Here is a 12,855-nt window from a genome sequence, read left to right on the forward strand (position 1 = left end):
GATGAAATCGGCGATATGAGCCAGGACCTTCAGGTGAAGATCCTGAAGGTGCTCGAAGAACGCTGCTTTGAACCGGTCGGTAGCTGTAAGACGGTAACGGTGAATGTTCGCATTGTTGCCGCCACGCACCGGGATCTGGAAGAGGAAGTGCAGAAGGGCAATTTTCGCGAGGATCTTTTTTACCGCCTTTTTGTGATCCCGATCAACCTTCCTTCATTGCGGGAACGGCGATCGGACATCCCCCATTTTGTAGCCCATTTTTTAGATTGTCTCAACACTACCAAAAAGACCCAGGTCACATCCATTTCCGAGGACGCGCTGAATGTAATGATGCAGCATGCCTGGCCCGGCAATGTGCGGGAACTGGCCAACCTGCTGGAACGGATGGTGGTAATTAAAGGGGAAGGGGAGATCGACATCCATGATCTGCCTTATAAAATGAAACATGCAACGCCTAAAAACAGTTTTTGCGCACCGGAAATTACGGGTGATGGGCTCTGCTTGAATACGGCGGTCAGCGAATTCGAAAAACGGCTGATCTACCAGTCCCTGGAAAAAACCAAGTGGGTAAAAAACAGAGCCGCCCAGTTGCTTCAGGTGAAGCGCACCACGCTTGTGGAAAAAATCAAGCGCTATGAACTCCAGAAATGTGCATAACCAACATTTACGGCTTCGAAAAAAGTCCGATATCTGCGTTACGCTTCATCCCTCGTCGCTGCGGAGTACCGTAAGTACACCTCATTCCTCGGGATGGAACATAAATGTTCGCCGTAATGATCTTGATCGATTTGCCATTCGCTCGCCTAAGCTCGCTTTCGCGGCCCGCAAGCCTTGATCTCGAACCTTTTACGAATCCGTCGGAAATGCGACTTTTTACAAATCCATCAACATTGATTCTAAATAATCCAATACCCCCGTTCCCGCTGTTTTGAACCACATGGGCCGGATAAACCAGCCTCTCCTCGGGCTAATGTCAACCGCCTGACATCCGTCGAAAAAATTGACGCCTGATTAACCATCTATTCTAAGCTTCCTGGACGTCCTCCACATCATTTTAAAAGGCAATAAAATAAAAAATAACAATATATTAGACATCGTTCCCACATGAACCAATGCGTCTTGCCTCCCGTGGCAACCAATTTGCAGTCAAAGCTGAAGCGATTGTCATATCGACAGGGTTTCAATCACCCAGTTGCATCGGACCGCGGCCAGAAACCGCACCGATATGAACCCATAAATGGAATGAAATGGCTCAGCGCCTGGTTCTACCCAAAGAAACATGATGAATTCTATCTCTGCATTGCTTGTGGTTAAAGATTCGAATCTGCGCAGACATCTGGCTGGTGTGCTCGAAAAAAACAGCGTGCTGCAGTTCGAATCATGCGCATACGCACAAGAGGCGTTGCAGATCCTCCACACCCGGCCATTTCAGATTGTATACGCTGACTTGGAGCTGGATGACATGTCCGGCATTGACTTGACTCAACAGGTAAAGCAGCACTTTCCCGCCATCCATATCCTGATCGGCTCGTCGGTGGGTACGGCCCAGGATGTGATTTCCGTCATGCAGGCGGGTGCGTCCGATTTTATCATCGATCCAATGGAAATCGAACTGATCGAAAATGCATTCGAGAAGTCAGCCCGGGATATCCTGAAACAGCAGGCGTCCAACTCAATCCATCCAGTCAAGACCAAATCATTCATCACCCAGGATGACGCGCTTCTCGGTGTCCTTGACATGGCCAGAAAAGTTGCACCCAGCACGGCAACCATACTGGTAACCGGTGAAAGCGGTACCGGTAAAGAATTGCTGGCTTCTTTCATCCATGCCAACAGCAACCGCGCAAGTGAACCCTATGTAGCCATCAACTGTGCCGCCCTGCCGGAACAACTGGCAGAAGGCGAACTGTTCGGCCACGAAAAAGGGGCATTCACCGGGGCCATTTCCAGAAAGATCGGAAAATTCGAAGGCGCTGGAAAAGGAACACTGGTCCTGGATGAAATTACGGAAATGGCATTGCCGCTTCAAGCCAAATTGTTACGCGCGTTGCAGGAAAGAGAAATCGTGAGGCTGGGAAACAACCGGCCGATTGCTATTGATGCACGGGTGGTTGCCATCAGCAACCAGAATCTGAAAAGGGCGGTCAAATCCAATGCATTTCGCGAGGACCTCTTTTATCGGCTAAACGTCATTCCTTTGACGATTCCACCGCTGCGGGAACGGAAAAACGACATCCCCCTGCTTGCCGACTATTTTTTTAAACGCTTTTGCAGCCGCAATGCCAAAGCGATGCAGGGTATCTCCGACCAGGCCATGGACGTGCTGGTCAGGCAACCCTGGCCGGGAAATGTTCGTGAGCTGGAAAATTCCATCGAGCGCGGTGTCCTCATCGGCAGTGGCGAAGAACTCCTGCCGGAGCATTTGATAGTGGAAGCGAGCTTTGCGGAAAGTTCCCGACAGCCTTCATTGACCGCGGGGATGACCGTTCGGGAAATGGAAAAAGAGCTGATTATAAACACCTTGACTGAAGTGGGCGAAAACCGGACGCATGCCGCCAAAATGTTGGGAATCAGTATCCGAACCCTTCGAAACAAGTTGAATGAATACCGTGAAGAAATGGACATGTCTGTCGAATGATGACTGCATCTTACCAATCGAAATCCGTTGTGTTCAATAGGCAGTATTGTGAAGGTTGCCGGCGCCTTTCGTGCATGAAGCCTGAAATGAATGCAAAGCAGATGTGTGTGATGGTACATAATTTGCTCATCTAAAAAAATAGATTCAAAAAAGTGAGGACTATCATGGACGATCATCCAGTCAATTTATTCAGCGGCACGATTTCTACCTTGTCCAGGTCATTGGATTTGCGGGCACGCAACCATGAGCTGATCCTCAACAATGTGGCCAACGCGGACACACCGAACTTCAAGCCATTTTCGATGAATGTCGAAGAAGCGCTGCAAAGGGATTTGCCGACGACTGCGTCGGCGCGGTTAAAACAGACAGATGGACAGCACCTGCCAGGCGCGCCAAAGCCCGATGACCCATCAGCCGTTGCACAGCGGTCCGCCGATGATCCGCTCTTGCTTCGCGGGGATCGAAACGGTGTCGACATCGACCTTGAAATGACGGCCCTGGCCAAAAACAGCCTGCTTTACAAAGCGTCTGCACAGCTTGTCGCTTCGAAGTTCAGTAGGCTGAAACACGCGATCACAGGAGGAAACAGATAAGATGAATTTTCTCGACAGCCTGGCCATCAGTTCGACCGGATTGAGCGCCCAGCGACTTAGAATGAATCTCATTTCGAGCAACATGGCCAATGTGAACACGACACGGACGGAATCCGGAGAGCCATACAAGCGCAAGGATGTCATTTTCGAAGCGGTTCAAACGGGCGGTTTCAAGGACGTGCTGGAAGAGCGAATGGGTGAAGCGGGAGGCGGTGTCAAGGTGGCTCGAGTCATCGAAGACAACAAGCCATTTGTGGAAAAATATGATCCCGGTCATCCGGATGCCGACGAAAACGGTTATATCCGGCTGCCGAATGTCAATATTGTCGAAGAGATGGTCAATATGATTTCCGCCAGCAGAAGCTTCGAGGCCAATGCCACAGCGGTGCGCGCCACGAAGGACATGACGGCGATCGCACTGGAGATAGGGAAAAACACATGAACGATCTGACGATTTCGAAGTTGCAGTCCATCCTGCCGGAAATTGATGCGTCAAATAAACAGACACCTGAAGCGTCGCCATCACCGTTCAGTGACTATGTCAAACGCTCGCTGACTGAGGTCAACGGGCAAATGCTGAATGCGGATCAGGCCATCAACGATCTGGCCACCGGCAAGAACCAGGATATTCACAACACGATGATCTCCATGAAAAAAGCGGAGATTTCCTTTGAATTGGTGTTGCAGATCCGCAACAAGCTCATGACCGCCTTCGACGAAATTCGTCGAATGTCCATATGATAGGCTGAAAGTTCAAAGCTCAAAGCTGAACCCAGAACCCGGAACCCTGAACCCAGAATTTCTGAACCGTCAATCGGAGTAATGATGGCCTTTTCATTGTCCACACTGCCGCAACAACTAAAAATGGCTTTCAAGGGACTCTCCACGGGAAAGCTGGTGGCCATGGCCATCCTGGTCGGCGGCACCGTTGCCGGGCTCTCCTTTTTATTGACCTGGTCGGAAAGCGGCGACTTGCACCCCCTGTACAGCAATTTGGCGCCGGAAGATGCGGCTGAAATCTTGAGCCAGCTGAAAGAAAAACAGATCCCATATCAGCTTACCATGGATGGCACGGGTGTGCGCATCCCCTATGAGAAGATCTATGAAACGCGGTTAGAACTGGCTTCTCAGGGATTGCCGCGGGGCACTGGCATCGGATTCGAGGTTTTTGACGACACGCAATTGGGAATGACCGAATTCGTCCAGAATGTAAATTACCAGCGGGCGCTTCAGGGGGAATTGAGCAGATCCATCAATACATTGATGGAGGTGGAAAGCTCCCGGGTGCATATCGTCATGCCAGCCCGGTCCCTGTTTATCGAAGAAGAGGACCCGGCAACAGCCTCGGTCATTCTCAAGCTGAGGCGCGGCAAGTATCTGAGCAAAGACCAGGTCCAGGGCATCGTTCACCTGATTTCCTCCAGTGTTTCGCGATTGAGTCCGGAGGATGTCACAATTATTGACAACAGCGGGAAAATGCTGGCCGGTTTCAAGGAAAAATCCACTGTCAGCCAGGTTACGTCGAACCAACTGGCCTTTCAGGAGAAAAAAGAACGGCTTTTGGAAAACCGCGTCAAAACCATGCTGGAGAGTGTTCTGGGGCAGGACAATGCCATCGTCCGGGTATCGTGCCTGCTCAATTTCATCCAGCAGGAAAAAACAGAAGAGCTTTTCCTGCCGGATAATTCGGTGATTCGGAGCGAGCAGGCATCCAGCTCGGTTTCAAATGATACCGCCGGAACTGCATCCGGCGTTCCCGGTTTTCAGGCCAACGTGACTCCCAGCAACACGGGGACGGGGGCGGTGGGCGGTACCGGTAAAAATCAAAAACAGCAGTTTACGAAAAATTATGAAGTGGGCAAGCTGACCAATCGCCAGATTATGCCCATTGGAAGCATTCAGCGCCTTTCCGTGGCCGTGGTGGTAGACGGCACCTACCAGCAGCCTGAAGAGGGCGCTGAAGGGGAGCAGGCGTTATACGTTCCCCGAGCAACAGAGGAAATGGCCAAGCTTGAGAATATCGTCAAAAGTGCCGTTGATTACGATGCGGACAGAGGCGATAAAATAGAAGTGGTGAATATCCCCTTTGAAGTGGAGCTGGCGTCCGATATGACATCTGTTCCGGAACCTCCCGGATGGATGGAGACCATCAAGACCCACCAGAGCTTGATCAAGTATGCGGCAGCGGCCATTTTTTTCCTCTTGTCCTTTATGATGATCATCAAACCGCTGGCCCGCTGGCTGACATCAACTCCCATTGAGGAAATCCAGATGCTGGAGCAGCTTCCGCAAACAATCAAGGAGTTGGAGCGACGCTATGCAGAGTCGGATAAGGAAAACAGTTACACACGGCAAATAAAAAATGCAATCAATGATAATCGCTCCGGTTCCACCCAGCTCATGAAGGAATGGCTCAAAGAAACGTAAAGAAAGCAAATAGCTCAACGCTGAAAGCGAGACGCGCAAAGATAGAGGCAACGAACTCAACGAACTCAACGAACTCAACGAACCCAACGAACCCAGCCCTATGGACCCCAGAAATCTAATCGGATCGATAAAAGCAGCTATCCTTGTTCAGGCATTGGGATGGGACACCATCTCCCCGGTGATGGATCAGCTCAGCAAAGTGGAGCGAAATTTCATAATCAAACTCCAGTCCAAGCTGGGTTCGGTTTCCCCTGCGCTGGTTGAAGGCGTTGCCCGGGAATTTCTCGAGAAAGCACAGCCACCCGAGCAAATTGAAAGTAGAGAGGCGGGGGAGGGGGCCGAAACAGCCGGTGACGGTTTAGAACACCGGCGGGGGAACAATCTTAAAGCCATTCAATCCATTGCGCCTGAGCTGTTGATTCAGCTGATTCAAAATGAACATCCGCAGACGATTTGCCTTATCATTGCTCACCTGAAACCCCAAGTTGCCAGCGAAGTGATGGCCCTTCTGCCCGACGAATTGAGACCCGATGTCGCCTACCGCATCGCCAGTTTAGATAAGGTGGCCGCCGGTATGTTAGAGGAGATCGACCACACGTTTGAAGAAATCCTTTCCAACAAGGAAACCGCATCCACGCAAAAAGCCGGCGGTGTGCCGCGCCTGGCTGAAATATTGAACATGATCGATGGAACGGCTGCGGAGGAGATTATCGAGGAGATCGAAGAGAACGATCCCGGTCTGGCTGAGGAGATCCGTCAGAACATGTTCATTTTCGACGATATCGTTCTCGTCGATGATCGGGGCCTGCAGAAAGTATTGCGTTCCGTCGAATCTCAGGAACTGGCCATTGCGCTCAAGGCGGCGACGGACGAAGTAAAAGAGAAAATTTTCCACAATATGTCGGACCGGGCAGCTGGGATACTCAAGGAGGAAATGGACGTGTCCGGTGCGGTCAGGATCAAAGAGGTTACGGATGCGCAGCAGAAAATTACCAGAATCGTCCAGGATATGGAAAGAAAGGGCGAATTGGTCATCAGCGGGCGGGGAGGGGAGGAATTTGTTGGCTAACTCACCCAAAGATAACCCACTGTCTTCGCCCGAGTCATGTGCACTCTACTATTTCCCTGAAATTCCCGGCAGTCAGGAAAAAGGCTGTGCAACGGCATCCACCCACGGGCAATTTGTCAGTGACGCCCTGGACCGAAGGGATGACCGCTTTCCCGTGGGAGGGCAACCTCAGGAAAAAGAACAGATTCAACATCTGGCTGAAGAGGCCTTCGAAAAAGGCAGGGGTCAGGGCCGTGCCGAGGCAATTGCCGCACAGCAGGAAAAGATCGATCACGGTGCAGCTGCGCTCAAGTGCGCGGTGGAAGAGATGGTCCGTATCCGGCAGCAGGATGTTGATCGAATGGAAACGGAAACGGTTCGGCTGGCACTGGCTATCGCCAAAAAAGTCATTGGTCATGAAACCGAGCATGGCCCGGTAATTAACCACGTGCTCAAAACGGCGATGAAAAAGGTGGTTGATCCCCGTCATCTGACCGTAAGACTGAATCCAAAGGACATCGACACGGTCAATGGGTTTAAACAGGAATTACTCCTGGCCGAAGACTTTGGCGCCGTTTTGCGTCTAGAAGCGGATGAAATGATCCAACGGGGCGGCTGTATGATCGAGACCAAACTCGGGGATCTGGATGCACGGATCGATCAACAGATCAAGATCATCGAAGAACTGCTGAAAGACCAACTTCCCAAACCTTATTCTGAAGGCTGAGCCCACCATCATGTTCCAGCCCTTTTCCATCGACAAATACCATGACGTGATGGCGTCCGTGATCCCCATACGGGCCAATGGACGTGTACAAAAGATCGTCGGCATGGTGATCGAAGCCAGCGGACCGGCGTCCCAGATCGGGAGTGTATGCGATATTACCACCGAGGGTGGAACCGGCACGGTCAGCGCTGAAGTGCTGGGATTCAGGGAAGACTCGGTATTGTTGATGCCGTTGGAAGATATTCGAACCTTAGGTCCCGGGTGCAAGGTTGAGGCGCGAAAAGAAAAGGCGCATGTGGGTGTGGGCAAGGCGCTGCTAGGCAGGGTGATCGACGGGCTGGGCAATCCCATCGACGGAAAAGGGCCGATCGAGACTGATGACGAGTATCCCATATACGCCAATCCGATGAACCCCCTGCTCAGAAACCGCATTCAGCAGCCACTGGACCTGGGTGTTCGAGCCATCAATGGTTTGCTGACGATGGGTTGCGGCCAGCGGATGGGGATTTTTTCGGGTTCCGGGGTCGGCAAAAGTGTCCTGCTGGGAATGATTGCCCGGCATACCTCGGCGGATGTGAACATCATTGCGCTGATCGGTGAGCGGGGCAGGGAACTCAACGAGTTTATCCAGAAGGATCTTGGGGAGGAAGGACTGAAAAAATCCGTGGTCGTTGTAGCCACTTCCGATCATCTGCCATTGGTACGGTTGCGCGGGGGATTCATCGCCACCACCATTGCCGAGTACTTTCGGGACCAGGGCAACCACGTCAACCTGATGATGGATTCGGTTACCCGACTGGCTATGGCTCAACGGGAAATTGGCCTGTCTCTGGGTGAACCCCCCACCACCAAGGGCTATACGCCCTCGGTATTTTCACTGCTTCCCAAATTGCTGGAACGGGCAGGCACATCTTCACATCGGGGCACGATTACCGGGCTTTACACCGTCCTGGTGGAAGGCGACGACATGAACGAGCCCATCGCCGATGCGGTGCGTTCCATTCTCGACGGCCACATCGTGCTCACCCGGGATCTGGCCAACCAGAACCACTATCCGGCAATCGACATTTTAAAAAGCATCAGCCGTGTGATGGAAGATATCACCGATCTTGATCACAAACACCACGCCGCTCGGATCAAGGACGTTCTGGCGACCTACCGCAAGGCCGAAGACCTCATCAACATCGGCGCTTATGCGGCAGGCAGCAATCCCCAAATCGACTATGCCATCCAGATGATCGAACCCATCAACCATTATCTTCGACAGGATATTCACGAAGCATCGACTTTTGAAGAAAGTACCGATGCCTTGAAATGCATGATGGAATAATGGCCTTCTCTCCCAACAGCCTGCTAAAGTGGTTCTAACAACCCTGTTCATAGCAACACACCTCCGGAGACGGGGGCTTCGGTTTCCAAGGCCATTTGCAGAAGGTGGGGCAGCCGGTATTTTATAACAGGGCTTCTGACGGCCGCAGCATCCATCGGGCCCGGGAAAAAAACTCCAGCGGCGGTAATTGTTGCCCACTCTATGACTCACGCAAAAAAAGCAGCCACGCAAAGGATGTCGATAAATTAAAGTAAAAACAAATAGATGCAAACTTTATAATAACTGGCATAGTGGTTGCTAATGAAGTTGTTGATCAACGTGATAGCGGTGTGGAAAGACCACCGGTTCGATCTTCACCGAGACAAGCTTAGATAGCAGGATAACCATGTACACATTCAACATGCAAACGGTTCTCGATCATCGGCAATTTATCGAAGACCAACTGAAAAAAGATCTTGCCGAGATCCGTCAACTGGCAATGGCTGCCCACCAACAGATGACATCGCTGAAAAGCAAAGAAATGGATACACGCGCGGCATTGAAACTGGAACAGGCAAAAGGCGTTTCCAGTGATCAGGTGGTGGCTTACCACGCTTATCTCCAGCGGCTTTCCGACGGCATTGCCAGGCAGGTGGCGATAATCAGTGAGATCAAGGACCGGGAATCAAAAAACCAGGAAGAATTGATCGAAGCCATGAAGAAACGGCAAATTCTGGAAAAACTCAAGGATCAAGGCCTCGATCGATATAATCAGATGATGTTGAAAAAAGAAATGAAATTCATCGATGAGATAGCGGTCAATCGGTTTGTCAGAAAAACCATCCAAAAAAGCGGAGAGGGCCAATGAACGCATTCAGCGGGCTCATGCAGGCGGTTTCCGGATTAGTTTCCGGTTTCGGGGACAAAACCGGAAACATCGGGAAAGGCTTTCACGGCCTGCCAGTAAGTGACGACACCATTTTGTTTGCCGATGACAACACCCGTTCTTTCCTGGCATGGGTGCAGAATTTTATGGATAACGCTGCGACTGCGGACGCTGACGGGCATAGCGGTTTGAATTTCCAACCCAGCGACCCTGACTCAGATCTGCCCGCCCTCAATCAATTGCAGGCCCTGCTTGCCGACGCAAGGGAACAATTCTCGGCAGATCGGCAGGCCCCCCACCCCTTGCATGGCGAAAGCCTCGACAATGGGCAAGTTCCGCTTCCACAGGGGATTATCAATGCCATCATCGCTCATCATGAGCGCACCTATCCCGCCGGCCAACACACCCCTGAAGCGCTGACCGACGTTCCAGTGAAGATGGCCGCAGAGGGAAACATGCAGTCAGACGGGCAAATCCAAGCCGTCGGCAAAGACCCACTGTTTCATGCGGCCGCTTCAGGCATTCCCAATCTGTCCAACCAGGCAGATGGGCGCCAGATTAAAGAGAACACCCCGGCAGGCGGGCATACTCAAGCCGCCGGCAAAGGCCCACTGTTTCAAACGGCAGCCTCAGGCATTCCCAACCCGTCCAACCAGGCAGATGAGCGCCAGATTAAAGAGAACACCCCGGCAGGCGGGCATACCCAAGCCGCCGGCAAAGGCCCGCTGTTTCAGACGGCTGCCTCAGGCGTTCCCACCCAGGCCGTGCAGGCAGATGAGGGGCACCCTAAAGAAAATCCGCCTGATTGGGTCGTGAAAAAAAATCCGCCGGAAGAAGGGTTAGAAAAGAGAGAAGCCCGTTCCTTGTCAAAACCACAGGCGCCAGCCGGTGATGGGGGACAAACCCACGCCAACCGATTGATTCAGGAGCGGTTGCCGACCGGCCTTGGAATCGCTGGAAAAGCGGCCGATCCCGCAACTCCCCACTTACAGCCCATTGCCGGCCAGACCAAGGATCCAGATTCCAAGGTGACGGGATTGGCGGGTCAACCATCGGCTTCCTCAGAGGACGATACTGCCAATTTTCAGGGCAAAGACAAGCATGATCCGGCACCGCGGGTCGAGTTGGCAACTGTCAAAGAAGAGGAGTGGCAAAAAGGTCAGTCCTCGGATGCTGTGAAGCGCACCGGTTCTGGACAGACCCAAGCGCACCCTTTTCAGGACACGGCAAAAGTCCTGGCAGTGGAACAAGCGACGAATATGGCCGCCAAGCCAACCACCGGCCAGGCAGCCGCATTGACCCGGACGGAAGACTCGGCCGTAAACACGTTCCAGAGCACGGTGATGGATCAAATCGTAGACAAAGCCGCCATGCGTTCTATCCATGGGCGCTCCGAAATCCAGATCCGACTGAAGCCTGAATTTCTCGGCAATGTACAGATGAACATCGCCGTGGACAAGGAACAACTGATGGTGCGCATCATGACGGACCGGCCAGTGGTGAAGGAAATCATAGAAACCCATCTGCACCATTTGAAAACGGAACTGCAGAACCAGGGTCTGGCCATCGACAAGTTCGAGGTCATGGTTAACCCGGATGCGAATCAACAGCACAGTCGCGAGCAATTCGCCCAGATGTTTAAGCACCATTCTTCTCAGAACGGTCGGCAACAGGCCAAGGAGCAGGATCCGGAAACCTTGAATCGGGATGGCGGCAATCACCCCGACGATGTTCAGCACAACCGTGATGGGATCAACTATTTTGCCTGATTCAAGCGCAGGTGACCCTCACGACGACACGCATACTTGCAGAGGTGAAGAACAATGACAGTCATGAGTGTATCCGATGTCTACAGTCAAGCCAGCACCCCGAAAACGCAGGAAAACAGCGTGATGGGGAAAGATGATTTTCTGACACTGCTGGTGGCCCAACTGCAGCACCAGGACCCGCTGAACCCAGCGGAAAGTACCGAGTTCACTGCGCAACTGGCCCAGTTCAGCTCCCTCGAACAGCTTCAGAACATCGAGTCCACACTCAGCGGGTTTGAAGTCTATCAATCCACATTGAACAACATTCAGTCTTCCGGATTCATCGGTAAAACGGTCACCGCCACCGGCAGCATGTTCGGCGTCAACGGCGGAAACCCGGATCCCATACGCTTTGATCTGGTTAACGACGCGGACAGTGTTTACATCCAGATTTATGACAATTTCGGGGGGTTCGTGACCGATATCCAGGCGGGCGCCCGACAGGCCGGCGAACAGCAGATGGCGTGGGATGGGCGGGATTCAAATGGAACGGTAGTTGCCGATGGCTCCTACACGTTTACCGTCATGGCCATGAATGCCGATGGCGCTATCGTCAGTTCCAACAGCTACACCACCGGTGTCGTCACCGGTGTCGATTATAAAACCGGTGCCACGAATCTATTAATCAATGACCGTGAAGTTCCCATTTCCTCGGTGATCCGCATCGAGGAAACGGGGAACCAAAGCGAATAGTTAATCAATAAAACCGTCAAAAAAGGAGAACACCCATGATCGGTTCACTGTATTCCGGTATCTCAGGATTAAAGGCCAACACCAGCGCCATGGCAGTTATCGGCGACAACATCGCCAATGTCGACACCACCGGGTTCAAATCATCGCGCGTATCTTTTGCAAACATCTTCAGCGCTTCAGTGAGTCAGACCGGTCTCCAGATCGGACGCGGTGTGACACTAAACGGGGTGAATCCCCAGTGGCAGCCGGGCTCCCTGGAAAACACCAATAGTGCAACGGATCTTTCCATCAACGGTGCAGGACTTTTCATGGTTAACGACCCCAGCAGCCAAATTTCATATTTCTCGCGGGCCGGCCAGTTCGAGTGGGATAAGGATGGGAACCTGGTCACCCCGGACGGCTTCATCGCCCAGGGCTATTCTATGGATCCCGCCACCGGGGCTATCGGCGGGATTGGCAATATTACGCTGCCCAACGGCACCAGTGCCCCCAATCCCACCCAAAATATTACCTTTGGAATGAACCTGAACAGCGATGCTGCTGTCGGAGATACGTTCACGAGTTCCATCACCGCTTTCGACTCATTGGGGTCGGAAGCGGTGACGGATGTCAATTTCACACGCACGGCGACCGGATGGGACTGGGACGTGGCCGTAAGCCACGACAATCCGCTGGCTGCATCTGCATCCACCGGGTCCATTGTATTTGACGCGAGCGGCAATCTGG

General features: G+C 52.4%; 13 protein-coding genes. All 13 read left to right on the forward strand.

Going from position 1 to position 12,855, the window contains the following annotated elements; genetic code table 11:
* A partial coding sequence (locus QNK41_RS07955) for a sigma 54-interacting transcriptional regulator (RefSeq protein ID WP_319255508.1) occupies positions 1-657 on the forward strand: 657 nt, incomplete at its 5' end.
* A 625-nt stretch (positions 658-1,282) separates the two neighbouring features.
* Positions 1,283-2,638 (forward strand): sigma-54 dependent transcriptional regulator, encoded by a 1,356-nt coding sequence (locus QNK41_RS07960; protein WP_319255511.1) that lies wholly within the window; start codon positions 1,283-1,285, stop codon positions 2,636-2,638.
* Between the two features lie 164 nt (positions 2,639-2,802).
* Entirely contained in the window at positions 2,803-3,231 is a 429-nt protein-coding gene (flgB, locus tag QNK41_RS07965) for a flagellar basal body rod protein FlgB (RefSeq protein ID WP_319255513.1), read from the forward strand.
* Between the two features lies 1 nt (position 3,232).
* Positions 3,233-3,673 (forward strand): flagellar basal body rod protein FlgC, encoded by a 441-nt coding sequence (gene flgC / locus QNK41_RS07970; protein WP_319255514.1) that lies wholly within the window; start codon positions 3,233-3,235, stop codon positions 3,671-3,673.
* On the forward strand, positions 3,670-3,972 hold the full coding sequence (gene fliE, locus QNK41_RS07975) for a flagellar hook-basal body complex protein FliE (RefSeq protein ID WP_319255516.1): 303 nt from the start codon (positions 3,670-3,672) through the stop codon (positions 3,970-3,972). Before flgC ends, fliE begins: the two co-directional genes overlap by 4 nt.
* 84 nt (positions 3,973-4,056) lie before the next feature.
* Positions 4,057-5,658, forward strand: a complete 1,602-nt coding sequence (fliF, locus tag QNK41_RS07980; RefSeq protein ID WP_319255519.1) for a flagellar basal-body MS-ring/collar protein FliF — start codon at positions 4,057-4,059, stop codon at positions 5,656-5,658.
* A gap of 100 nt (positions 5,659-5,758) precedes the next feature.
* Positions 5,759-6,727 carry a flagellar motor switch protein FliG gene (fliG, locus tag QNK41_RS07985; protein WP_319255521.1) on the forward strand — a complete coding sequence of 323 codons (969 nt, stop codon included), beginning with the start codon at positions 5,759-5,761 and terminating at the stop codon, positions 6,725-6,727.
* On the forward strand, positions 6,720-7,433 hold the full coding sequence (locus QNK41_RS07990) for a FliH/SctL family protein (protein ID WP_319255523.1): 714 nt from the start codon (positions 6,720-6,722) through the stop codon (positions 7,431-7,433). Before fliG ends, QNK41_RS07990 begins: the two co-directional genes overlap by 8 nt.
* Before the next feature lie 10 nt (positions 7,434-7,443).
* Positions 7,444-8,763 carry a flagellar protein export ATPase FliI gene (gene fliI, locus QNK41_RS07995; RefSeq protein ID WP_319255525.1) on the forward strand — a complete coding sequence of 440 codons (1,320 nt, stop codon included), beginning with the start codon at positions 7,444-7,446 and terminating at the stop codon, positions 8,761-8,763.
* A gap of 385 nt (positions 8,764-9,148) precedes the next feature.
* Positions 9,149-9,610, forward strand: coding sequence for a flagellar export protein FliJ (gene fliJ / locus QNK41_RS08000; protein WP_319255527.1), 462 nt, complete (start codon positions 9,149-9,151; stop codon positions 9,608-9,610).
* Positions 9,607-11,397 (forward strand): flagellar hook-length control protein FliK, encoded by a 1,791-nt coding sequence (locus QNK41_RS08005; protein WP_319255529.1) that lies wholly within the window; start codon positions 9,607-9,609, stop codon positions 11,395-11,397. Before fliJ ends, QNK41_RS08005 begins: the two co-directional genes overlap by 4 nt.
* Positions 11,398-11,451: 54 nt before the next feature.
* Entirely contained in the window at positions 11,452-12,129 is a 678-nt protein-coding gene (locus QNK41_RS08010; RefSeq protein WP_319255531.1) for a flagellar hook assembly protein FlgD, read from the forward strand.
* A 35-nt stretch (positions 12,130-12,164) separates the two neighbouring features.
* Positions 12,165-12,855 (forward strand): flagellar hook-basal body complex protein (locus QNK41_RS08015; RefSeq protein WP_319255534.1); only part of this gene is annotated, 691 nt, incomplete at its 3' end.

Source organism: Desulfosarcina sp., from assembly GCF_033791525.1.
GTDB lineage: Bacteria > Desulfobacterota > Desulfobacteria > Desulfobacterales > Desulfosarcinaceae > Desulfosarcina.